This window comes from Streptomyces sp. NBC_00510 (assembly GCA_036013505.1).
In the GTDB taxonomy this organism is placed as follows: Bacteria; Actinomycetota; Actinomycetes; order Streptomycetales; family Streptomycetaceae; genus Actinacidiphila.
On sequence record CP107851.1, the window covers coordinates 3,861,439 to 3,883,471 of the forward strand.

Genomic DNA, 22,033 nt, shown 5'->3' on the forward strand with positions numbered 1-22,033 from the left:
GCGGCGCTGCCGCTCGTGGCCCAGCATCACGGACCGGTTCCTCCCGGTCCAAGCCATGGCGCCGGATATCACCGGTCCGAGTGAGCGGGGCCCGGAACGGCCCCGGAGCACGTCCGCAGAAAAAAACTTCGCCGACGTGTCGATCCGCGCGCCGCCCGTTCGACGCGTAGGCAGGAGCGGGGAGGATCCCCGCCCGTGCCCGAGTGACCCGTACCTGAAGAAGGAGAACGCGATGCGTTTCATGTCCCTGATCCGGATCAACGAGGACAACGTCCCCGAGGGCGGCCCCGACGAGCGGCTGATGGAGGAGATGGGCAAGCTCATCGAGGAGATGTCCAAGGCCGGCGTGCTGCTGGACACGGCCGGTCTGCGGCCGACCTCCGAGGGGACGCGGCTGCACTGGGACCACGGGAAGCTGTCCGTCGTCGACGGGCCCTTCACCGAGTCCAAGGAGTTCATCGGCGGCTACGCGATCGTCCAGGCGAAGTCGAAGGAGGAGGCCGTGGAGTGGACCAAGCGCTTCCTGCAGATCCACGGCGACGCCTGGGAGATCACCTGCGAGCTGCGGCAGGTCGAGGAGGCCCCCGAGCTCTCCTGAGCGCCCTGGGCGCCCGGAGCGCCGCCGGTTGCCCTCGCCCGGAGCGGCTGCTCTGATGGGTGGCTGTGACGGCTTCGGCTCCAGGTACCGATGACGCCCGCCGCGCGATCGAGGCGGTGTGGCGGATCGAGTCGGCCCGGGTGATCGCCGGTGTCGCGCGGATCGTGCGCGACATCGGCGTCGCCGAGGAGCTCGCGCAGGACGCCCTGGTCGCCGCCCTCGAGCAGTGGCCGGGCGCCGGCGTCCCGGACAACCCCGGCGCCTGGCTGACGACCACGGCGAAGCACCGCGCGATCGACCTCGTCCGCCGCAAGGAGGTCTTCGCGCGCAAGCTCCGGGAACTCGGCCACACCCTGGAGGGCGGCCAGGCGTACGAGCCCGACTTCGCGGCGGCCGAGGCGGCCGCCGACGGCGACATCGAGGACGACCTGCTGCGGCTGGTCTTCACCGCCTGCCACCCGGTGCTGTCCACCGAGGCCCGCGTGGCGCTCACCCTGCGGCTGCTCGGCGGTCTGACGACCGCCGAGATCGCGCGCGCCTACCTCGTCCCGGAGGCGACCGTCGCCCAGCGCATCGTGCGGGCGAAACGGACGCTGGCGAAGGCGGACGTGCCCTTCGAGCAGCCGCACGGACCCGACCGGGTCGAACGGCTCTCCTCCGTCCTGGAGGTCATCTACCTGGTCTTCAACGAGGGCTACTCGGCGACCGCGGGCGACGACTGGATGCGCCCGGCGCTGTGCGAGGACGCGCTGCGCCTCGCCAGGGTGCTGGCGGGACTGATGCCCAAGGAGCCCGAGGTCCACGGCCTGGCCGCGCTGCTGGAGATCCAGGCGTCCCGTTCGGCCGCCCGCACCGGCCCGGACGGGCAGCCCGTCCTGCTGGCCGACCAGGACCGGCGGCGCTGGGACCAGCTGCTGATCCGGCGCGGCTTCGCCGCCCTGGCGCGCGCCGAGGCGGCGGGCGGTCCGCCGGGCCCGTACGCGCTGCAGGCCGCCATCGCCGCCTGCCACGCCCGCGCCCTGCACCCGCGGGACACGGACTGGCGGCGGATCGCCGAGCTCTACGCGGCCCTGGCGCGGCGCGCGCCGTCCCCGGTGGTGGAACTCAACCGGGCGGTCGCGGTCACCATGGCGTACGGACCGCAAGAAGGGCTCACGCTCGTGGACCGGCTCACCGACGAGCCGTCGCTGCGCGGCTACCACCTGCTGCCGAGCGTCCGCGGTGACCTGCTGGAGCGGCTCGGCCGGTACGCCGAGGCCCGCGAGGAGTTCCTGCGCGCCGCCTCCCTGACGCGCAACGAGCGCGAGCGTGCCCTGCTGGTCGAGCGCGCCGCCCGGGCGAGCCTGGCGGCTAAGGGGTAGGCGGCCGGGCGCCGGGTCCCGGGCCGCGGCGGCGGCCGGCGGTGCCGTCGATGGCCTCGACGACGGGGTGGCGGTGGGTCTCGGACCCCCGCAGGGCGTGCAGCATCACGAGCATCAGCAGGGGGCACATCAGGGCCACGGCGAGGATGAAGATCGCACCGATCGGCACACCGAGCCCCACCGCGACCACCACCGCGGCCGCGGCGACGAGCCCGTACAGCCCGTAGTGCCGGCCGGTCGCCCTCGTCCTGTCCATCGCGGCCTCCCGCGGTCTCGCCGACGGCCTGGATTTCATCGTACGGCCGCGGGCACGTGCCGCATCCGGACGCCGGCGGCCCCTGCGCGGGACCCGGGTGACGGGCGGGCCCGGCAGGACGGCGCGCGCCCCCGCAGTCACCCGCGGACTCCCGCGCGCCCTCACCGAGGGGGTGCCGGGCGGGTGGACATACGTCCCGCTCATGGGATCATCCTGCGGTGCGCCGCCCGCGGCGCGGCGTGAACCGCGGCCCGCGCGCGGGGCACCGCCCCATGCGGCCGTCGCGTCACCGGAGGCCGGAGCATCGCTGCGCACGGTCCCCGCCCGACGCGGTGCCCGCGCGGGACACCCATCGTCGTCGACACCCGAGAGGGGCAGGGCATGACCGGAACGGCGAGCCGCTACCTCTACCTCACCCGGCACGCCGAAGCGCTGCCGGACGGGAGCGGCCTGACGGAGAACGGCTTCCGGCAGGCCGGGCTCCTCGGCGAGCGGCTGGGGGACTCCCCGATCTCCGCCGTCCACCACGGTCCGCTGCCCGGGGCCGCGCAGTCCGCGGCGCTGATCGGCGAGCGGCTCGGGAGCGGGGTGCCCGTGGCGCCCAGCGAGCTCGCGGGGGACTACCCGCCGTACTTCCCCGCGGAGTCCGAGCTGCAGCCGGACAGCGCGTACTATCTCTCCCGCTTCCTCGACCACTTCTCCGCCGAGGAGCGCGCCTGGGGGCCGCACTGGGCCGCCGAGGCGCTGACCCGGTTCGCCGGGCCGATGGCGGCGGGCAAGGCGGCGCACGAGCTGGTCGTGACCCACAACTTCCTGATCGGCTGGCTGGTCTCGGCGGCGCTGGACGCGCCCCGCTGGCGCTGGCTCAGCCTCAACCACGCCAACGCCGCCCTGACGGTGATCCGCTACACCCCCGGCCGGCCGGACTCGGTGCTGCTCCTCAACGACATGCGGCACCTCCCGGAGGAACTGCGCTGGACCGGTTTCCCGGCCGAGCTGCACTTCTGACGGCGGTCGCCCGGCCCCTTGCCGGACACCGGGCCCCGCGCCGCGGCGTACGCCCGCGCGCAGGCCCGGCACCCGGTCCGGGGACCTTGTGGCCTATGGCAACGTCAAGCGGGGCAGTGTTAGAAATGTCGGCATGGTCGACGTTTTCGACCGATTCGGGGCGTCACAATGCGGTCACTGACCGAGAAGAGCCCGCGGAGCGTCGCCGGACAGGTTTTCATCCTGCAGGTGGCGATCGTCGTGCTGCTCGTGGCGGGCGGCGTGTTCGCGCTCGTCGTGCAGTCCCGGCACGACAGCGAGCGCGAGGCCGTGAACCGTTCGATCGCGGCGGCGAGCACCTTCGCCCGCTCCCCCGGCCTGGTGGACGTGCTGAAGGAACCGGACCCCTCCAAGACCCTCCAGCCCATCACCGAACTGGCCCGCAAGGAGGCCGGGGTCGACTTCATCGTGGTGATGGACACCAAGGGGATCCGCTACACGCACCCCATCCCCGGCCGGATCGGCCAGCAGTTCGTCGGCACCATCGGGCCGTCCCTGGAGGGCAGGGTCTACACCGAGAGCGTGCAGGGCCCGCTCGGGCACGAGGTCCAGGCGGTCGTGCCCGTCTTCGACCCCGTCGCCGACCCGCACGGCCAGGTCGTGGCACTGGTGTCGGCCGGCATGAAGGTGAAGAACGTGACCGGCGTGGTCGCCAAGCAGCTGCCGATCATCCTCGGCGCCGGCGCGGCCGCGCTCGCCCTGGCCATGGGCGGCACCGCCCTGGTCGCCAGACGGCTGCGCCGGCAGACCCACCGCCTGGACGCGGCCGAGATGACCCGCATGTACGAGCACCACGACACCGTGCTGCACTCCGTGCGGGAGGGCGTGCTCATCGTCGACGACGACGGGCGGCTGCTGCTCGCCAACGACGAGGCCAAGCGCCTGCTCGACCTCGCCCCCGACGCCGAGGGCCGGCGGATCACCGACCTGCCGGGGCTCGACCCGGGCACGGTCGAGCTGCTGACCTCCCAGCGGGTGGCCACCGACGAAGTGCTGCCGGCGGGCGACCGCCTGCTGGCGGTGAACCAGCGTCCCACCGACGGCCACGGCGGTCCCAAGGGCTCGATCGTGACCCTGCGCGACTCCACGGAGCTGCAGGCGCTGTCCGGCCGCGCCGAGGACGCCAGGGAACGCCTCAAGCTGCTCTACGACGCGGGCCTGGGCGTCGGCACGACCCTCGACGTGGTGCGCACCGCCGAGGAGCTGGCGCAGGTCACCGTGCCGCGCTTCGCGGACTTCGTCACCGTCGACCTGGCCGACCCGGTGCTGCGCGGCGAGGAGCCGAGCGGCATCGCCGGCTCCGACATGCGCCGCACGGCCGTCAACGGCATCCGCTCCGACGCCCCGCTCTACCCGCTCGGCAGGCTGATCAACTTCCTGCCCTCCACCCCGCAGGCGCGCGGCTTCGGCAGCGGCCGCGCGGAGATCGTCGCCGACCTCTCCGCGGACCCCGGCTGGCTCGCCCAGGACCCCGAGCGCACGGACCGGGTCGTGGGGTACGGCATCCACTCGCTGATCGCGGCCCCGCTCAAGGCCCGCGGCGTGGTGCTGGGCATCGCCAACTTCTGGCGTTCGGAGAAGCCGGAGCCGTTCGACGAGGAGGACCTCTCGCTCGCCGAGGAACTCGTCGCCCGCGCCGCGATCAACATCGACAACGCGCGCCGCTACACCCGCGAGCACGCCCTGGCCGTCACCCTGCAGCGCAGCCTGCTGCCGCGCGCGCTGCCCGAGCAGAGCGCCCTGGACGTGGCCCACCGCTACCTGCCCGCGCAGTCCGGCGTCAGCGGCGACTGGTTCGACGTGATCCCGCTCCCGGGCAACCGGGTGGCGCTGGTCGTCGGCGACGTCGTCGGCCACGGGCTGCACGCCGCCGCCACGATGGGGCGGCTGCGCACCGCGGTGCACAACTTCTCCACCCTCGACCTGCCGCCCGACGAGCTCCTCGGCCACCTGGACGACCTGGTCGGCCGCATCGACCAGGACGAGTCCGGCACCGGCGTCGGGGCCGGCGTCATGGGTGCCACCTGCCTGTACGCGATCTACGACCCCGTCTCGCGGCGCTGCGTGATGGCGCGGGCCGGGCACCACCCGCCCGCCCTGGTCCGCCCCGACGGCGGCGTGGAGTTCCCCGACCTGCCCGCCGGACCGCCGCTGGGCCTGGGCGGCATGCCGTTCCAGACGGCGGAACTGGAGCTGGCGGAGGGCACCCAGCTGGTCCTGTACACCGACGGGCTGATCGAGGACCGCAGGCGGGACCTCGACGTCGGCATGGAGATGCTGAGGCAGGCCTTGGCCGCCCACCCGGACCGGCCGCCCGAGGAGAGCTGCCAGGCCGTGCTGGAGGCGCTGCTGCCGGGCCGTCCCAAGGACGACGTGGCGCTGCTCATCGCCCGCACCCGGTGCACCCCCGCCGACCACGTCGCCGAATGGGACGTGCCCCTCGATCCCGCGGCCGTTTCGGGGATGCGGGCCGCCGTCGCGGAGAAGCTGGACGAGTGGGGCCTGTCGGAGCTGGCGTTCGGCATGGAGCTGGTGCTCAGCGAACTGATCACCAACGCGATCCGCTACGGCTCCGCGCCCATCAGGGTCCGGCTGCTGCTGGACCGCACGCTGACCTGCGAGGTGTCCGACGGCAGCAGCACCTCGCCGCACCTGCGCTACGCCGCCACCACCGACGAGGGCGGCCGCGGGCTGTTCCTGGTCGCGCAGGTCGCCGAACGCTGGGGCACCCGCTACACCCCCGAGGGCAAGGTGATCTGGGCGGAGCAGCCGCTGCCCGCCTGGGCGGACCGCGCCCTGGACGCGGGCGCGCGGCTGACGGGCGCGGTCGACGCCTCGACGCGGTGAACGCCCCGGGCTCAGCCGGGCGTCTGCGCCAGCACGCGGGCCCGGCACCGGGCAGGCGTACCCCAGGCGGAGCGCAGCGCGCGGGCCTTGGTGAGCCACAGGGACAGGTCGTACTCGGCGGTGTAGCCGAGGGCGCCGTGCAGTTGCAGCGCGGTCCGCGCGGCCCGGTACGCGGCCTCGCCGCAGGCCACCTTCGCGGCGGCGACGTCGGCGCCGGTCCCGGTCACGGCGGCGCCGTGCAGCAGGGGCCGGGCGAACTCCAGGGCGATCAGGGTGTCGGCCAGCCGGTGCTTGACGGCCTGGAAGGAGCCGACCGGCACCCCGAACTGGTGGCGCCGCCGCACATGGTCGACCGTACGGGCCAGCAGCGCGAGCCCGACACCGAGCGCCTGGGCCGCCGTGACGAGCGCCGCCCGGTCGGCGGCCCGGGCGGCCGCGGCCGCGACGGCGGGCCCGGTGGCCAGCACCGCCGCGGTGCCCTCCTGCGGGACGGCCAGACGCCGGACGGGGTCGAGGGAGGCCAGGACCGGGCCGTGGTCGCGGGCCAGGAGCAGCCGGTCGCCGCTCACGACCAGGACGGCGTCGGCGGCGTCGGCGTCGAGTGCGTGGCCGCCCTCCGGCGCGGCGAGGCCCAGCACGGCCCGTCCCGCGGCGACGCGGGGCAGCCACTCCTTGGCCGGCCCCGGGTCGGGCAGCGCGTCCAGGAGCTCGGCGGCGGCCACCGTCTCGGCGACCGGGCCCGGTACGGCGTGCCGCCCCAGCTCGACGAAGGCGAGGGCGAGCTCGACGGGGCGCGGGCCGTAGCCGTCGTACGCCTCCGGCACGGCGAGCGCGAAGAGCCCGGCGTCGGCCAGCCGGGCCCACAGCCGCCGCCCCGGTGCGTGCTCCCCCGCGGCCCAGGCACGCGCCGCCTCCGGCGTCCCGGCGGCGGCGAGCATGCGGTCCAGGGCGTGGACGAAGTCCGCCTGCTCCACGGTCGGCAGGAACCTCATCGGCGACGCCCCCTCGGCAGCCCGGGCAGACGCTCGGCCGTGATCTTGCGCTGCATCCCGCTCGCACCCGCACACACAGCACGACACGAGCCACAAGCGCCGTACGCCCCGGCACGGCCGGCGCGAAGCCCCCGGCAACAGCGGGCCGGACCGTGCTCCCCCACGACCCGGGCACCCGGCGGAAACCTCATCGGCGACGCCCCCTCGGCAGCCCGAGCAGACGCTCGGCGACGATGTCGCGCTGGATCTCGTTCGTACCGGCGTAGACGGGCCCCGCGAGCGCGAACACCCAGCCCTCGGCCCAAGGGCCCCCGGCGGCCTCCCCCGGCGGCCCCAGGAGGTCCAGCGCGGTCTCGTGCAGGGCGATGTCCAGCTCGGACCAGAAGACCTTGGTGAGGCTGGACGCCCCTGCCTCCGGTGCGCCGCCCTCGGCGGCGCGGGCGGCGCCCGCGTAGGCGGCCAGCTGGTACGCGCGGGCGCCGATCAGTGCGTCCGCGACGCGGTCGGCGGCGGACGGGTCCGCGTCCTCGCCGCAGGAGTGCCACAGGGCCGCCAGGCGGCGGGCGGCCGCCGTGAAGCGGCCGGGGCTGCGCAGGGTGAGGCCGCGCTCGTCGGCCGCCGTGCTCATGGCGACCCGCCAGCCGTCGCCGGGGGAGCCGACCACGTCGGCGTCGGGCACGAAGACGTCGTCCAGGAAGAGTTCGGCGAAGGCCGGCTTCCCGTCGAGGCGGGCGAGCGGCCGCACGGTCACCCCGGGCGCGTCGAGCCCGAACATCAGGTAGGTCAGCCCCTGGTGCGGCCGCGGCGCCCCGGGGTGGCTGCGGAACAGCCCGAACGCGCGGTCGGCGAAGGCGGCGCGGGAGGACCAGGTCTTCTGGCCGCGCAGCAGCCAGCCGCCCTCGGTGCGGGTGGCCGTGGAGCGCAGCGACGCCAGGTCGGAACCCGCCTCCGGTTCGGACCAGGCCTGCGCCCAGATCACCTCGCCGCGCGCCATGGGCGGCAGGACGCGGTCGCGCTGCTCCTGGGTGCCGTGCTCCAGGAGGGTGGGTCCGAGCAGGCTGATCCCGTTCTGGCCGACCCGGCCGGGCGCCCCGGCGGCGTGGTACTCCTCCTCGAAGACCAGCCACTGGAGGAGCGTCGCGTCCCGCCCTCCGTAGGCGGCAGGCCAGGAGACGACCGACCAGCGGCCGACGGCCAGCCGGCGCTCCCAGGCGCGGTGGGCGGCGAAGCCCTCGGCCGTCTCCAGGGAGGGCAGCGGGACGGCGGGGACGTGCGCGGCGAGCCAGTCCCGGGCCTGGCGCCGGAAGGACCGTTCCTCCGCGGTGAAGTCGAGATCCACCCGCTCCCCCTTCCCTAACAAGTGTTTGGTAGATTAACGTCGGTGGCGTGACTCCACCACCCCCGTACCAGCCGGGCCACGCGCTGCTGGCGGACCGCACCGCGGTCGTCACCGCAGCGGCGGGCGCCGGCATCGGCGGCGCGACGGCCCGGCGCCTCCTGGAGGAGGGCGCCCGGGTGGTGATCGGCGACGTCCATAGGCGGCGGCTGAAGGAGTGCGCGGCCGCCCTGGCGGACGAGTTCGGGCCGGACCGGGTCGCCGCGCTCCCCTGCGACGTCACGGACGAGACCCAGGTCGCGGCGCTGCTCGACCTCGCGGAGCGCCGGCACGGGCGGCTGGACGTCGTGGTCAACAACGCCGGCCTCGGCGGCACCGCCGAACTGACCGAGATGACCGACGGGCAGTGGGCGAAGGTCCTCGACGTCACCTTGACCGGCACCTTCCGCTGCACCCGCGCCGCACTGCGCCGGATGAAGGCCTCCGGGGCCGGCGGCGTCATCGTCAACAACGCCTCCGTCGCCGGCTGGCGCGCCCAGGCCGGGCAGGCGCACTACGCCGCGGCCAAGGCCGGGGTCATGGCGCTCACCCGCTGCGCGGCGGTGGAGGCGGCGGCGTACGGGGTGCGGGTCAACGCCGTCTCCCCCAGCCTCGCCATGCATCCGCACCTGGTGAAGGTCACCACCCCCGGCCTGCTGGCGGAACTGACCGCGCGCGAGGCCTTCGGCCGCCCCGCGGAACCCTGGGAGGTCGCCAACGTGATCGTCTTCCTCGCCTCCGGCTACTCCTCGTACATGACCGGGGAGGTCGTCCCGGTGAGCAGCCAGCACGCGTGAAGCGAGAATGATCCCCGTGCCCAAGACCACTGCGAAGACCACGCCGAGAACCACGCCGAGGACCGCCAAGAGCCCCGCGGGGGCCGCGGCCCCCTCCGACGGGCGCCGCGCCGAACTCCTGGCCATCGCCGCCAGGGTGTTCGCCGCGCAGGGCTACAACGCCACCACCGTCCGGCGGATCGCCGACGAGGCGGGGATGCTCGCGGGCAGCCTCTACTACCACTTCGACTCCAAGGAGTCGATGCTGGACGAGATCCTCTCGGCCTTCCTGGACGAGCTGTGGGCCGGGTACGAGGACGTGCTCGCCGCCGGCCTCGGCCCACGGGAGACCGTCGAGGCCCTGGTCACCGAGTCCTTCCGGGAGATCGACCGGCACCTGGACGCCGTCGCGATCTACCAGCGGGAGGCCCGGCAGCTGGCGTCCTCCCAGCCGCGCTTCGCCTATCTCGGCGATTCGCAGCGCAGGTTCGAGCGGCTCTGGCTCGGGACGCTGGAACGCGGCGCCGCCGCCGGGGTGTTCCGCGCCGACCTCGAACTGCGGCTGGCGTACCGATTCATCCGCGACACCGTCTGGGTCGCGGCGTCCTGGTACCGGCCGGGCGGGCAGCACAGCCCCGAGGAGATCGCCCGGCAGTACCTGTCCATGGTGCTGGACGGCGTCACCGTCCGGGAATGACGCAGCCCCACCCGGTCCACCACCCGGTCCCCACGGAGGAGCAGTCATGGCCGAGGCCTACATCGTCGAAGCGGTCCGCACCCCGGTCGGCCGGCGCGGCGGCGGGCTGTCCGCGGTCCACCCCGCCGACCTCGGCGCCCATGTGCTGAAGGCCCTGGTGGAACGCTGCGGGGTCGACCCGGCCGCGGTCGAGGACGTCGTCTTCGGCTGCCTCGACCAGGTCGGCCCGCAGGCGGGCGACATCGCCCGCACCAGCTGGCTCGCGGCCGGGCTGCCCGAGGAGGTCCCCGGCGTGACCGTCGACCGCCAGTGCGGCTCCTCCCAGCAGGCCGTCCACTTCGCCGCCCAGGGCGTGCTGTCCGGCACCCAGGACCTCGTCGTGGCGGGCGGCGTCCAGAACATGTCGGCCATCCCCATCGGCTACGCCAACCACCGGGCCGTCGAACCGCTCGGCATGACCGCGGGCCCGTTCTCCGGCTCCGAGGGCTGGCGCGCCCGCTACGGGAGCACCCCGGTGAGCCAGTTCCACGGCGCGGAGCTCATCGCCGCGAAGTGGGGCATCACCCGTGAGGCCATGGAGGAGTTCGCGCTGCGCTCGCACCGGCGGGCGGTCGCCGCGATCGACGGGGGCCGCTTCGACCGCGAACTCGCCCCCTACGCCGGTGTGACCGCCGACGAGGGCCCGCGCCGCGACACCACTGCGGAGAAGATGGCCGGCCTCAAACCCCTGGTGGAGGGCGGGCGCCTGACCGCGGCCCTGTCCTCCCAGGTCTCGGACGGGGCCGCCGCCATGCTCATCGCCTCCGAGCGCGCGGTCCGCGAGCACGGGCTCACCCCGCGGGCGCGGGTCCACCACCTGTCGGTGCGCGGCGAGGACCCCATCCGCATGCTCTCCGCGCCCATCCCGGCGACCGCGCACGCCCTGAAGAAGACCGGGATGACCATCGACGACATCGACCTGGTCGAGATCAACGAGGCCTTCGCCCCCGTCGTCCTGGCCTGGCTCAAGGAGACCGGTGCCGACCCAGGCCGGGTCAACGTCAACGGCGGAGCGATCGCGCTGGGCCACCCGCTCGGCGCCACCGGTGTGAAGCTGATGACCACCCTCCTGCACGAACTGGAGCGCACCGGCGGGCGCTTCGGACTGCAGACGATGTGCGAGGGCGGCGGCCAGGCCAACGTGACGATCATCGAACGGCTCTGACCCACCGCCCGGACGACCGGGAAGCCGAGCCCGGCGTCGGCGCGACCGCACCACGACGTGGGGGCCCGTCTCACCGCCCCCGCGTCACTCCCCCTCCGCCCGCGCCCCGTACACCCGCCCGGGCGGCTCCGCCGCCGCGAGCAGCTTCACGGCGGCCTCCCCCGCCTCCGCGGGCGTCCACCGGGCGCCCCGGTCGGCGGTGGGCCCCGGCCGCCAGCCCTCCATGACCGTGATGCGGCCGCCCTCGGCCTCGAAGACCCGCCCCGTGACACCGGCCGAGGCGGCCGACCCGAGCCAGACGACGAGCGGCGAGACGTTCCCCGGCGCCATGGCGTCGAAGGCGCCTGCCCCGGGCACGGCCATGGCCTCGGCGAAGACCGCCTCGGTCATCCGGGTCCGGGCCGCCGGGGCGACGGCGTTGACCCGTACCCCGTACCGCGCCAGTTCGGCGGCGGCCACCAGGGTCAGGCCGACGACGCCCGCCTTGGCGGCCGCGTAGTTGCCCTGCCCGACGCTGCCCAGCAGTCCGGCGCCGGACGTGGTGGTGACGATCCGCGCGTCAGGGGTGCGGCCGGCGCGGGTCTCGGCCCGCCAGTGTGCGGCGGCGTACCGCAGCGGAAGGAAGTGGCCGGTGAGATGGACCCTCAGGACGGCGTTCCAGTCGTCCTCGTCCAGGTTGACGAGCATCCGGTCACGCAGGAAACCCGCGTTGTTGACCAGGGTGTCCAGCCGCCCGAACGCCTCCAGGGCGGTGGCGACGAGCGACGCCGCCCCCTGCGCGGTGGCGATGTCGCCGTCGTGCACGGCGGCCTCGCCGCCCCGGACGCGGATCTCGGCGGCCACCTCGTGGGCGGGCGCGGCCGAACTCCCGGCGCCGTCCGGCCCGCCGCCGAGGTCGTTGACCACGACCCGGGCGCCCTCGGCGGCGAACGCCAGGGCGTGCGCCCGGCCCAGCCCGCGCCCCGCACCGGTCACGGCGACCACGCGCCCGGCGCAGATCCCCGCCGTGGCGCCGCCCTCCGCGGTCATCCCGCCCATCCCGCTCCCCTTCCGTCCCGGGCCGCGGCGAGGAACGCCGGAGCCTCGCCGCCGCCGTGCAGGTGCAGGCTGGCGCCGCTGATGTAACGGGCCCTCTCGGAGGCGAGGAAGACACAGGCGTCCCCCACCTCCGCCGGCTCCGCGAGCCGCCCGAGCGGCACCGTGCGCTCCACGGCGGCGACGCCGTCCTCGTCCCCGTAGTGCAGGTGCGACGACTCGGTGCGGACCATGCCGAGCACCAGGGTGTTCACGCGGATCAGCGGGGCCCATTCGACGGCCATGGAGCGGGCCAGGCTCTCCAGGCCCGCCTTGGCCGCGCCATAGGCCGCCGTTCCCGGTGAGGGACGGCCGCCGCTGACGCTGCCGATCATCACGACCGCGCCACCCTCTTGCTGACGGGCCATCACCTGGCGGACGGCGAGCGAGGCGTTGAGCGGCGCCAGCAGATTGAGCTCGACGACCCGCGCGTGCCGTTCGGGTCCCGCCTCGCCGAGCAGCCGGTAGGGCGTCCCGCCCGCGTTGTTGACCAGGACGTCGATGCGCCCGTAGGTCTCCGCCACCGCGCCGATGACCTCGGCTACGGCGGCCGGGTCGCGCAGGTCCACCGCCCGGAAGTCGGCCCCGTCGGGGCCCGGCCCGGACGGCGGGCGGCGGGCGCAGACCACGACGCGGGCACCGGCCTCGGCGAACGCGCGGGCGATGCCGGCGCCGACCCCGCGCGTGCCGCCGGTGACGACGGCCACCCGGTCCGACAGATCGACAGTCATGCTCACGCCGGAGTACCTTTCCCCTAACAAACGTTTGGTGGAAAGGTAGCTGATCCACGGATGACTGTCTCCACCGCGCACCCCGAACCCGGCGTCGCCGCCGTCACCGTCGACCACCCGCCGGTCAACGCCCTCCCCGTACGCGGCTGGTACGAGCTGGCGGACGCCCTGCGCGCCGCCGGCCGCGACCCGGGCACCCGCTGCGTCGTCCTGCGCGCCAAGGGCCGCGGCTTCAACGCGGGCGTCGACCTGAAGGAGATGCAGCGCACCGCGGGCCACACGGCCCTGATCGGCGCCAACCGCGGCTGCTACGAGGCCTTCGCCGCCGTCTACGAGTGCGAGGTGCCGGTCGTCGCCGCCGTGCAGGGGCACTGCCTGGGCGGTGGCGTCGGTCTGGTCGGCAACGCGGACGCCGTCGTCGCCGCCGAGGACGCCTCCTTCGGCCTTCCCGAGCTGGACCGCGGCGCCCTGGGCGCGGCCACCCACCTCGCGCGGCTGGTCCCCCAGCACTTGATGCGCACGCTCTACTTCACCTCCCGCACCGTCACCGCCGCCGAACTCCACCGCCACGGCTCGGTCTGGCAGGTCGTGCCCCGCGGGGAACTCGACGCCGCGGCCCTCGCCCTCGCCCGCGAGATCGCGGCCAAGGACGGCGAGCTGCTCCGCCTCGCCAAGGCCGCCATCAACGGCATCGACCCCGTCGACGTCCGCCGCAGCTACCGCTTCGAACAGGGCTTCACCTTCGAGGCCAACCTCAGTGGCGTCGCGGACCGGCACCGCGACGCCTTCGTGTCCCGTTCCGGGTCCGGGTCCGGGGGGCGACGATGAGCGACAAGCTCATGACCGCGGACGAGGTGGCGGCCGGGCTCCGCTCCGGGATGACCGTCGGCATCGGCGGCTGGGGCTCCCGCCGCAAGCCGATGGCCCTGGTGACGGCCGTCCTGCGGTCCGGCGTCACGGATCTGACGGTCGTCTCCTTCGGGGGCCCGGACGTCGGCCTGCTGGCCGCGGCGGGCCGGATCCGCAGGCTGGTCACCGCCTTCGTCACCCTGGACTCGATCCCGCTCGAACCGCACTTCCGCGCCGCCCGGCAACGCGGCGCCCTGGAACTCACCGAGCTGGACGAGGCCATGATGATGTGGGGCCTGACCGCGGCCGCCCACCGGCTGCCCTTCCTGCCGGTGCGCGCCGGGCTCGGCTCCGACGTGATGCGGGTCAACCCCTGGCTGCGGACGGTCACCTCGCCCTACGACGACGGGGAGGAGCTGGTCGCCGTCCCCGCGCTGCACCTGGACGCCGCCCTGGTGCACCTCAACCGCGCCGACGCCCGCGGCAACGGCCAGTACCTGGGCCCGGACCCGTACTTCGACGACCTGTTCTGCGAGGCGGCGGACGCCGCCTATGTGTCGTGCGAACGCGTCGTGGACACCGCCGACCTGCTCAAGGCGGCCGGCCCCCAGTCCCTCCTGGTGAAGCGGCAGTTCGTCACCGGGGTCGTCGAGGCCCCGCACGGGGCACACTTCACCTCCTGCGTCCCGGACTACGAGCGCGACGAGGACTTCCAGCAGGAGTACGCCCGGGCCGCCGCCGATCCCGCCGCCTGGACGGCCTTCGCGGAACGCCTGGTGTCGGGCACGGGGAAGGAACGGCCGTGAACCCCACCCGCGCCGAATACGCCGTCGTCGCCTGCGCCGAGGCGTGGCGTGGCGACGGTGAGGTGCTGGCCGCCCCCATGGGGCTGATCCCCTCCCTGGGCGCGCGGCTGGCCCGGCTGACCTTCGCACCCGGTCTGCTGCTCACCGACGGTGAGGCCCTCCTCCTGGACGCGGCGGGCGAGGTGGAGGGCTGGCTGCCCTACCGGCAGCACCTGGCCCTGGTCACCGGCGGGCGGCGGCACGTCATGATGGGCGCGAGCCAGCTCGACCGGTACGGCAACCAGAACATCTCGTGCATCGGCGACTGGCGGCGTCCCGCCCGGCAGCTGCTGGGGGTGCGGGGCGCGCCCGTCAACACGCTCAACAACCCGACCAGCTACTGGGTGCCGCGGCACTCGCCCCGCGTCTTCGTCGAACGCGTCGACATGGTGTGCGGCGTCGGCCACGACAGGGCGGCCGCCGCCGGCCCGTCCGCCACCCGGTTCCACGACATCCGGCGGGTCGTCAGCGACCTCGGCGTCTTCGACTTCGAGACCGCAGAACGCACCATGCGCGTCCGTTCCCTGCACCCCGGGGTGAGCCCGGCCGCCCTCCAGGAGGCCACCGGCTTCCCGCTGCCGGTCCCCGCGGACCCGCCGCGCACCCGCCCGCCCGGCGCCGAGGAGCTGCGGCTGATCCGTACCGTCCTCGACCCCGAGGGGCTGCGGGAGCGGGAGGTGCGGGTCTGATGGAGACCGCGCTGACCCGGCTCGTCGGGGTCCGCCACCCCCTGGTCCAGACCGGCATGGGCTGGGTCGCTGGTCCCCGCCTGGTGTCGGCGACGGCGAACGCCGGCGCGCTCGGCATCCTCGCCTCGGCCACCATGAGCCCGGAGCGGCTGCGCCAGGCGGTGCGGGAGGTACGGGAGCGCACCGAGGGGGCGCCGTTCGGGGTCAACCTGCGGGCGGACGCGGGCGACGCCGCGGAAAGGGTGCGCATCATCGTCGAGGAGGACGTCCGCGTCGCCTCCTTCGCGTTGGCCCCCACCCGTGAGCTCATCGGCCGCCTCAAGGACGCGGGGGTGGTCGCCATCCCCTCCGTCGGCGCGCGGCGGCACGCCGAGAAGGTCGCCGCCTGGGGCGCGGACGCCGTGATGGTGCAGGGCGCCGAGGGCGGCGGCCACACGGGGAACGTCGCCACCACGGTGCTGCTGCCCCAGGTCGTGGACGCCGTCGGCATCCCCGTGATCGCGGCGGGCGGCTTCTTCGACGGCCGCGGCCTGGCGGCCGCCCTCGCGTACGGCGCGGCGGGCGTCGGTATGGGCACCCGCTTCCTGCTCACCTCCGACAGCCCGGTGCCCGACGCGGTCAAGACCCGCTACCTGGCCGCATCCGTGCGGGACGTCGTCGTCACCGACCGCGTCGACGGACTGCCGCACCGCATGCTCCGCACCGACCTGGTGACCGCCCTGGAGCGCTCGGGGAAGGCGGCCGCCCTACTGCGGGCCCTGCGGCACGCGGCGGCCTTCCGCCGCGTCTCGGGGATGGGCCCGCGCGCCATGGTCCGCGACGGCCTGGCGATGCGGCACGGCAGAAAGCTGACCTGGAGTCAGACCCTGCTCGCCGCCAGCACGCCGATGATGCTGAAGTCCGCGATGGTCGACGGCCGGCCGGACCTGGGGGTGATGGCCGCCGGGCAGGTCGCGGGCGTGATCGGCGACCTGCCCTCCTGCGCGGAACTCGTCGCACGCGTCATGGCCGACGCCGAGGACGCCCTCGCCCGGCTGGCCTCCCTCGCCACGCCTGCCTGAGAGCCCGTGGCGGGCCCTCTCGCGGCCGCCCGGCCTCGCCGCGGCAAGCGGTACCCGCGGACCGCTGACGCCTCCCTCACGGGCGACCACGCGTCCCCGGCGTGCAGACCCCGTGCCGTTTCCGGCCGCCGACGGCGACCGGCCCGGCAGCACTCCTGCGGCCTCCCTCGTCGCGCTCCCCGTGACCTGGACATGACGCAGACGGGCGGCGTCGTGATCGCGACAGGAGCCGCCGGCCAGCACCGGCTCCGCGACGGCGTCGGGCCCGCTCGTGCTGCTGCGAGAGCCCGTCCTCCCCACCGAGGGCCTCGCCGAGCAGGTGCAGCCGATCCTGGAGATCCTCCCGCCGCAGATGCCGGCCTACGAGGTCACCATCACCCGTGGCCAGGACCCGGACGCGGCCCGCAACACGGACCGGCGAAGGCGCCGCGTCTCCTGTCGTCCCCACCGGCGGCGCCACCCGGGCGAACGGGCCCGGCGACGCTCACCCCACCGGTCGAGCCGCCCCCGGGGAGCGGCGCGCCGCCTTGATCACGTGCGTCACGGCTGTTGCCATGACGCACTATGGCGACGACGCATGAGCTGACGTCACCGGATGCCCGGCCCCGCGCGCGCCACGCCGCACCGCCGCGCAGCCGCCCGCACTCCGAGGTCCTTCTGCTCGCCTCCCTGGCGGCGCTCTTCACCGTGGTCCAGCTCCTCCTGGTCGTCGCGCCCGGCATGGGCCTCGGCTGGGACGAGTCGGTCTACGTCAGCCAGGTCTCCCCGGACATCCCCTCGGCCTTCTTCAGCGCGCCCCGCTCCCGGGGCGTGCCGGTCCTCGTCGCGCCGATCGCGCTGCTGACCGCGTCGACCCTCGCGCTCCGCGTCTATCTGACGGTCCTGTCGGGCGCGGCCCTGTTCCTGGCCCTGTGGCTGTGGCGGCCGCTGCTCGGCACCCGGGTGGTGGCGCTGGCCGGGCTGCTCTTCACCGGACTGTGGGTGACCCTGCTGTACGGCCCCCAGGCGATGCCCAACCTCTGGGTCGCGCTGGTGGCCCTGATCGCGGTGGGCTGCTACCTGCACGCGGCGGCGCCGGGCCACACCGGCCGGGGCGCACTCGCCGGCCTGGCGGTGGCGTTCGCCGCGCTGACCCTGCTGCGCCCGCACGACGCCGCCTGGCTGGCCCTGCCACTGGGTGTCGCCGCGCTCTTCGTGCGCGGCCGGCGCCGGCCGGTGCTACTCGCGGTCATCGCGGCCGGGGTGCTGCTGGGCGGCGCCCAGTGGGTCGTCGAGGCGTTCACCAGTTACGGCGGCATCCTGGCCCGGATGGACCGCGCGAACGCCATCGAGGGCGGCCTCGGCTGGCACCTGGCCTTCGCCGACCAGCTCAGCACCCTGGACGCGTCGCACACACTGTGCCGCCCCTGCGACGCCGTCTGGCAGCACAAGGGTGACGCCGTGTGGTGGTTCGCCCTGCCCGCCCTGGTGGCGGCCGGGGTCGCCCTCGCGCCGCGGCGCGAGGGGCAGGCGCCCGGGGCGCGGTTCCTGCCGGCGGTGTGCGGCCTGTCCCTGGCACTGCCCTACCTGGTGCTCATCGACTACGCCGCACCGCGCTTCCTGCTCCCGGCGTACGCCCTGCTCGCCCTGCCCGCGGCCCAGTGCCTCCTCCTGCTCCCCGCGCGGGTACGGCCGGCGCTGCGCCCGGCCGTCACCGGCACCGTGGTCGCCGTCGTGCTCGCGCAGCTCGTCACCCAGCAGATCGTGCTCCACCGCGCGGTGCGCAGCTCGACCATCGGCAACGACGACTACGCCCGTATGGCCGCGGAGCTGAACCGGCTGGGGGTGCGCCCGCCGTGCCTGGTGACGGGGCCGATGGCGACGCCCGTCGGCTACCAGGCGCGCTGCGCCTCCGGCCAGACCGCGGGGAACAACGAGAACCTGACCCCGGCCGGCATCCTGCGCCTGGCCCGCACCCAGCCCGTCGCCGTCCTCACCCCGCGGGGCGGGCAGCCGCCCGCGTACGCGCGTGACTGGCCTTCACACCCGCTGCCGGACCTGAACTACCACCAGGGCTACCGCGTCCACCTCTCGCCCAGGTGACGGACACAATGGACGGGTGATCCCGGACGTCCGCCTGCCCTCCCCGCTGGTCGAGCTGCGCGACGACGAACGCCTGGCCGGACGCGGCGTCCGGATGCTCGTCAAGCGGGACGACCTGATCCACCCCGATCTGCCGGGCAACAAGTGGCGCAAGCTCCACCTGAACCTGCGGGCCGCCCTCGACGGCGGCCACCGCGGCCTGCTGACCTTCGGCGGCGCCTACTCCAACCACCTGCGCGCCACCGCCGCCGCGGGCCGGCTGCTCGGCATCGCCACCACGGGCGTCGTCCGCGGCGACGAGCTGGCCGGGCGCCCGCTCAACCCCTCCCTCGCGCGGGCCGCCGCCGACGGCATGCGGCTGCACTTCGTCGACCGGGGCACCTACCGCCGCAAGGACGAGCCGGAGGTCCTGGCGGCCCTCCTGGACCGTCTGGGGCCCGCCTACGTCGTCCCCGAGGGCGGCAGCAACGCGCTCGCGGCGCGGGGCTGCGTGGCGCTCGGCGAGGAGCTGCGCGGCAGGGCGGACGTCGTGGGCGTGGCCTGCGGGACCGGCGGCACCCTGGCGGGCCTGGCGGCCGGGCTGGACCCGGGGCAGCGGGTCATCGGGTTCCCGGTCCTCAAGGGCGGCGGGTTCCTGGCCGGGGAGATACGCCGGCTCCAGGAAGCGGCCTTCGGCGGGCCGCGCGGGTCCTGGCTGCTGGACGACCGCTTCCACCACGGCGGCTACGCCCGTACCTCGCCCGAGCTCCGTGCGTTCGCGGCGGACTTCGGCGCGCGGCACGGCTTCGTCCCGGACTCCGTCTACGTCGCGAAGATGCTCCACGGCCTGTTCTCGCTGGCGCAGGAGGGTGCCTTCGCGCCCGGGACGACGGTCGCGGCCGTCGTGACCGGGCGGCCGACCGGTTAGCCTTGCTGGCATGATCCGAGCCGCGACACCTGCCGACGTCCCGGAGATCCACGCGATGATCCGCGAACTCGCGGAGTACGAGCGGGAGCCGGACAGCGCGCGGGCCACCACGCAGCAGCTCCACGACGCGCTCTTCGGCCCGGATCCGGCCGTCTTCGCGCTCCTGGCCGAGGACGACGCCCTGGGCGCGCCCGTGGGCTTCGCGCTGTGGTTCCGGAACTTCTCCACCTGGACCGGGACCCACGGCGTCTACCTGGAGGACCTGTACGTGCGCCCCCCTGCGCGCGGCGGCGGCCACGGCAAGGCCCTGCTCGCCGGACTCGCCGCCATATGCGTGGAACGGGGCTACGAACGCTTCGAATGGTCCGTGCTGGACTGGAACGAGCCGTCCCTCGCCTTCTACCGTGCGATGGGCGCCCGTCCCCAGGACGAATGGACGGTGCAACGACTGACCGGCGACCCCCTTCGTGCCCTCGCTGAGCAGGCACGTGTCAACAAAGCGACAACTCTTTCGATTTGACACCGCAGACCACTAGCGACGTTGCGTGCTCGTGCGCCTACTATGGGTGACAGCCATGGGGTGCCGGGTCAGGGCTCATTCATGGCGGCGACCGTGCTCCGTCCGGGCGACACCGGGGTACGGATCGCGATAGCGTCGCTGGCGAACCGAATCAGATCCAGTGCAATGCCGATGTGGGCAGTGCGTGTGCCACCTTGGAGGTGAGGGTGTCCCAGATCGCAGGCGAGCCCGGGTCGAAGGACTTCGTCGAGGTCCGGCTGCCCGCGGCGGGGGCCTACCTGTCGGTGCTGCGTACGGCGACGGCAGGACTTGCGGCCCGCTTGGACTTCACCCTCGACGAGATCGAAGACCTGCGCATCGCCGTGGACGAGGCGTGCGCCATCCTGCTCCAGCAGGCCGTCCCGGGGTCCGTGCTGAGCTGCGTCTTCCGCCTGGTCGGGGACGCCCTGTGGGTGACCGTGTCGGCGCCCACCACTGACGGCCGCGCCCCGGAGCGCGACACCTTCGCCTGGACCGTGCTGTCCGCGCTGGCCGGCGAGGTGGACTCCAGCGTGGCCGACGACAAGACCGTGAGCATCGCCCTGCACAAGAAGCGCGGTGCCGGACCGGGACAGCTGTAACGGGGGAATCGCCGTGAACGATCTGGAAGGCAGCACGCCGGGGGTGCGGGGCCGCCCCGTACCCGCCCCTGCGGCGCGGCGCCACGAGGCGCGGCCGCACCCCGGTACCGGGCCCGTGTCCGGCCTCGGGAGCAGTGACGCGGCCGGGCAGACGGATCAGGCGGATCGGGCGGATCGCATGGCGCAGGAGCAGCAGGAGCAGCAGGAGCAGGACCACGGGCAGGAGCAGCACGGGCACCACGAGACCCACGACCGGGCCGGGGCCCGGGCGCTCTTCGTGGAACTCAGCAAGCTCCCCCCGGGCTCCCCGGAGCGCGCCGAGCTGCGCAACCGCCTGGTCCGCATGCACCTGCCGCTGGTCGAGCACCTCGCCCGGCGCTTCCGCAACCGGGGCGAGCCGCTCGACGACCTCACCCAGGTCGCCACGATCGGGCTGATCAAGTCCGTGGACCGCTTCGACGTGGACCGCGGGGTGGAGTTCTCCACCTACGCGACCCCCACCGTCGTCGGCGAGATCAAGCGGCACTTCCGCGACAAGGGCTGGGCGGTGCGTGTCCCGCGCCGACTGCAGGAGCTGCGGCTCGCCCTCACGACGGCGACCGGCGAGCTCTCGCAGCAGCACGGGCGGGCCCCGACGGTGCATGAGCTGGCCGAGCACCTGAAGATCACGGAGGAGGAGGTCCTGGAGGGCCTCGAATCCGCCAACGCCTACAGCACGCTCTCCCTGGACGTGCCCGACACCGACGACGAGTCGCCGGCCGTCGCCGACACCCTCGGCGCCGAGGACGACGCGCTGGAGGGCGTGGAGTACCGGGAGTCGCTCAAGCCGCTGCTGGAGCAGCTGCCGCCGCGCGAGAAGAAGATCCTGCTGCTGCGCTTCTTCGGGAACATGACCCAGTCGCAGATCGCCCAGGAGGTCGGCATCTCCCAGATGCACGTCTCCCGGCTGCTGGCCCGGACGCTGGCCCAGCTGCGCGACAAGCTCCTGGTCGAGGAGTGACGGTACGGCTGAGGTGACGGCGGCGCCCCCGGGCGCCGCGGCTCACTGCTCCGCCGTACGCCCGATCCCGAGGGCGTCGGTGGCCGCGGGATGGACGAGGAGCACCAGCTCGGCGACCGCGGCCACGCCCAGCGCGGCGCCGGCGGCGATCATGACGCCGCCCGCCTGCACCATGCTCCAGGCGACGGGGAGCGCGACGAGCTGGATGATCAGCGCGGGGCCTCGGCTCCAGCGGCGCGCGTGCCAGAGCCCGTACGCGGCCGCCAGCGGCATGGCCGCCAGGGCGAGGACGGTCACGCCTCCGGCCTCCGCCTGGCGCGGGCTGTCGGGGTCGCCGAGGATCCCCAGGGCCAGCATCGCGATCCCCCAGGCCGCCAGGGCGGCGCCTTCCAGTGCCGCGACCGCGGCCGCCGCCGCGAGGCGGCGCGTACGGCCCGGCTGCGCGGGCTTCTCGTTGCCACTCACCCCAGCAGGGTAGCCGCCGCATCCGGGCCACCAGGGG

General features: G+C 74.7%; 22 protein-coding genes and 1 pseudogene. 17 read left to right on the plus strand and 6 right to left on the minus strand.

Translation table 11 applies throughout. The features are described from left to right. Positions 1-232 precede the first annotated feature (232 nt). Both OG937_16975 and OG937_16980 read left to right on the plus strand, forming a co-directional pair. Complete coding sequence (locus tag OG937_16975) at positions 233-598, plus strand: YciI family protein (protein WUD73260.1); 366 nt, start codon at positions 233-235, stop codon at positions 596-598. Between the two features lie 59 nt (positions 599-657). Continuing rightward, on the plus strand, positions 658-1,959 hold the full coding sequence (locus OG937_16980; GenBank protein WUD73261.1) for an RNA polymerase sigma factor: 1,302 nt from the start codon (positions 658-660) through the stop codon (positions 1,957-1,959). Here OG937_16980 and OG937_16985 read toward each other — a convergent pair. Beyond that, positions 1,949-2,215, minus strand: a complete 267-nt coding sequence (locus tag OG937_16985; GenBank protein WUD73262.1) for a hypothetical protein — start codon at positions 2,213-2,215, stop codon at positions 1,949-1,951. The genes OG937_16980 and OG937_16985 overlap by 11 nt on opposite strands. Positions 2,216-2,596: 381 nt before the next feature. On the opposite strand from OG937_16985, the gene OG937_16990 reads away from it, so the two are divergent. Both OG937_16990 and OG937_16995 read left to right on the plus strand, forming a co-directional pair. Next, positions 2,597-3,223, plus strand: coding sequence for a histidine phosphatase family protein (locus OG937_16990; GenBank protein WUD73263.1), 627 nt, complete (start codon positions 2,597-2,599; stop codon positions 3,221-3,223). 168 nt (positions 3,224-3,391) lie between these two features. Next, complete coding sequence (locus tag OG937_16995; protein WUD73264.1) at positions 3,392-6,109, plus strand: SpoIIE family protein phosphatase; 2,718 nt, start codon at positions 3,392-3,394, stop codon at positions 6,107-6,109. 11 nt (positions 6,110-6,120) lie between these two features. Here the strand turns inward: OG937_16995 and OG937_17000 are convergent, their stop codons facing one another. Together OG937_17000 and OG937_17005 are read right to left on the minus strand one after the other, a co-directional pair. Continuing rightward, a complete protein-coding gene (locus tag OG937_17000) occupies positions 6,121-7,101 on the minus strand; it encodes an acyl-CoA/acyl-ACP dehydrogenase (protein WUD73265.1) in 981 nt (326 codons plus the stop codon). A 187-nt stretch (positions 7,102-7,288) separates the two neighbouring features. Next, complete coding sequence (locus OG937_17005) at positions 7,289-8,440, minus strand: acyl-CoA dehydrogenase family protein (protein ID WUD73266.1); 1,152 nt, start codon at positions 8,438-8,440, stop codon at positions 7,289-7,291. 47 nt (positions 8,441-8,487) lie between these two features. Between OG937_17005 and OG937_17010 the strand changes: the two genes are divergently transcribed. The 3 genes from OG937_17010 (at position 8,488) to OG937_17020 (ending at position 11,153) form a co-directional block, all read left to right on the plus strand. Beyond that, the gene (locus OG937_17010; protein WUD73267.1) at positions 8,488-9,273 is read left to right on the plus strand and encodes an SDR family oxidoreductase; all 786 of its coding nucleotides are present in this window, start codon (positions 8,488-8,490) and stop codon (positions 9,271-9,273) included. Between the two features lie 118 nt (positions 9,274-9,391). Further along, complete coding sequence (locus OG937_17015; GenBank protein ID WUD78775.1) at positions 9,392-9,949, plus strand: TetR/AcrR family transcriptional regulator; 558 nt, start codon at positions 9,392-9,394, stop codon at positions 9,947-9,949. Between the two features lie 46 nt (positions 9,950-9,995). Then, positions 9,996-11,153, plus strand: a complete 1,158-nt coding sequence (locus OG937_17020) for an acetyl-CoA C-acetyltransferase (GenBank protein ID WUD73268.1) — start codon at positions 9,996-9,998, stop codon at positions 11,151-11,153. Positions 11,154-11,237: 84 nt separating this feature from the next. Here the strand turns inward: OG937_17020 and OG937_17025 are convergent, their stop codons facing one another. Continuing rightward, positions 11,238-12,182 (minus strand): SDR family oxidoreductase, encoded by a 945-nt coding sequence (locus OG937_17025; protein ID WUD78776.1) that lies wholly within the window; start codon positions 12,180-12,182, stop codon positions 11,238-11,240. Then, the gene (locus OG937_17030) at positions 12,179-12,964 is read right to left on the minus strand and encodes an SDR family oxidoreductase (GenBank protein WUD73269.1); all 786 of its coding nucleotides are present in this window, start codon (positions 12,962-12,964) and stop codon (positions 12,179-12,181) included. The genes OG937_17025 and OG937_17030 overlap by 4 nt, the downstream gene beginning before the upstream one ends. A gap of 54 nt (positions 12,965-13,018) precedes the next feature. Here OG937_17030 and OG937_17035 point away from each other — a divergent pair, with 54 nt between their 5' ends. The 10 genes and pseudogenes from OG937_17035 to OG937_17080 all read left to right on the plus strand — a co-directional run bounded on the left by OG937_17035 (position 13,019) and on the right by OG937_17080 (position 21,531). Continuing rightward, positions 13,019-13,786, plus strand: a complete 768-nt coding sequence (locus OG937_17035) for an enoyl-CoA hydratase family protein (protein WUD73270.1) — start codon at positions 13,019-13,021, stop codon at positions 13,784-13,786. Continuing rightward, positions 13,783-14,613, plus strand: coding sequence for an acyl CoA--acetate/3-ketoacid CoA transferase subunit alpha (locus tag OG937_17040; GenBank protein WUD73271.1), 831 nt, complete (start codon positions 13,783-13,785; stop codon positions 14,611-14,613). The genes OG937_17035 and OG937_17040 overlap by 4 nt, the downstream gene beginning before the upstream one ends. After that, complete coding sequence (locus OG937_17045; protein ID WUD73272.1) at positions 14,610-15,341, plus strand: CoA-transferase; 732 nt, start codon at positions 14,610-14,612, stop codon at positions 15,339-15,341. The genes OG937_17040 and OG937_17045 overlap by 4 nt, the downstream gene beginning before the upstream one ends. Beyond that, positions 15,341-16,402: a nitronate monooxygenase gene (locus OG937_17050; protein ID WUD73273.1), complete on the plus strand. Its 1,062-nt coding sequence runs from the start codon at positions 15,341-15,343 to the stop codon at positions 16,400-16,402. The genes OG937_17045 and OG937_17050 overlap by 1 nt, the downstream gene beginning before the upstream one ends. Positions 16,403-16,691: 289 nt before the next feature. After that, positions 16,692-16,802, plus strand: a pseudogene (locus OG937_17055) (glucosamine-6-phosphate deaminase). A 164-nt stretch (positions 16,803-16,966) separates the two neighbouring features. Beyond that, positions 16,967-18,484 (plus strand): hypothetical protein, encoded by a 1,518-nt coding sequence (locus tag OG937_17060; protein ID WUD73274.1) that lies wholly within the window; start codon positions 16,967-16,969, stop codon positions 18,482-18,484. 16 nt (positions 18,485-18,500) lie between these two features. After that, positions 18,501-19,391 (plus strand): pyridoxal-phosphate dependent enzyme, encoded by an 891-nt coding sequence (locus tag OG937_17065; GenBank protein WUD73275.1) that lies wholly within the window; start codon positions 18,501-18,503, stop codon positions 19,389-19,391. A 10-nt stretch (positions 19,392-19,401) separates the two neighbouring features. Further along, a complete protein-coding gene (locus tag OG937_17070; protein WUD73276.1) occupies positions 19,402-19,911 on the plus strand; it encodes a GNAT family N-acetyltransferase in 510 nt (169 codons plus the stop codon). Between the two features lie 206 nt (positions 19,912-20,117). After that, positions 20,118-20,531, plus strand: a complete 414-nt coding sequence (locus OG937_17075; GenBank protein WUD73277.1) for an anti-sigma regulatory factor — start codon at positions 20,118-20,120, stop codon at positions 20,529-20,531. A gap of 115 nt (positions 20,532-20,646) precedes the next feature. Beyond that, a complete protein-coding gene (locus OG937_17080; GenBank protein WUD78777.1) occupies positions 20,647-21,531 on the plus strand; it encodes an RNA polymerase sigma factor SigF in 885 nt (294 codons plus the stop codon). Between the two features lie 42 nt (positions 21,532-21,573). Here OG937_17080 and OG937_17085 read toward each other — a convergent pair whose 3' ends face one another. Next, positions 21,574-21,996: a hypothetical protein gene (locus OG937_17085; GenBank protein ID WUD73278.1), complete on the minus strand. Its 423-nt coding sequence runs from the start codon at positions 21,994-21,996 to the stop codon at positions 21,574-21,576. Positions 21,997-22,033 lie beyond the last annotated feature (37 nt).

What these genes read in the sequence shown, in the direction of transcription:
- OG937_16990 (WUD73263.1), top strand. Translation starts at nt 2,597, where the DNA reads ATGACCGGAACGGCGAGCCGCTACCTCTACCTCACCCGGCACGCCGAA.
- OG937_17035 (WUD73270.1), top strand. Translation starts at nt 13,019, where the DNA reads ATGACTGTCTCCACCGCGCACCCCGAACCCGGCGTCGCCGCCGTCACC.
- OG937_16975 (WUD73260.1), top strand. Translation starts at nt 233, where the DNA reads ATGCGTTTCATGTCCCTGATCCGGATCAACGAGGACAACGTCCCCGAG.
- OG937_17020 (WUD73268.1), top strand. Translation starts at nt 9,996, where the DNA reads ATGGCCGAGGCCTACATCGTCGAAGCGGTCCGCACCCCGGTCGGCCGG.
- OG937_17025 (WUD78776.1), bottom strand. Translation starts at nt 12,182, where the DNA reads ATGACCGCGGAGGGCGGCGCCACGGCGGGGATCTGCGCCGGGCGCGTG.
- OG937_16985 (WUD73262.1), bottom strand. Translation starts at nt 2,215, where the DNA reads ATGGACAGGACGAGGGCGACCGGCCGGCACTACGGGCTGTACGGGCTC.
- OG937_17070 (WUD73276.1), top strand. Translation starts at nt 19,402, where the DNA reads ATGATCCGAGCCGCGACACCTGCCGACGTCCCGGAGATCCACGCGATG.
- OG937_16995 (WUD73264.1), top strand. Translation starts at nt 3,392, where the DNA reads ATGCGGTCACTGACCGAGAAGAGCCCGCGGAGCGTCGCCGGACAGGTT.
- OG937_17050 (WUD73273.1), top strand. Translation starts at nt 15,341, where the DNA reads ATGGAGACCGCGCTGACCCGGCTCGTCGGGGTCCGCCACCCCCTGGTC.
- OG937_17000 (WUD73265.1), bottom strand. Translation starts at nt 7,101, where the DNA reads ATGAGGTTCCTGCCGACCGTGGAGCAGGCGGACTTCGTCCACGCCCTG.
- OG937_17040 (WUD73271.1), top strand. Translation starts at nt 13,783, where the DNA reads ATGAGCGACAAGCTCATGACCGCGGACGAGGTGGCGGCCGGGCTCCGC.
- OG937_17060 (WUD73274.1), top strand. Translation starts at nt 16,967, where the DNA reads ATGGCGACGACGCATGAGCTGACGTCACCGGATGCCCGGCCCCGCGCG.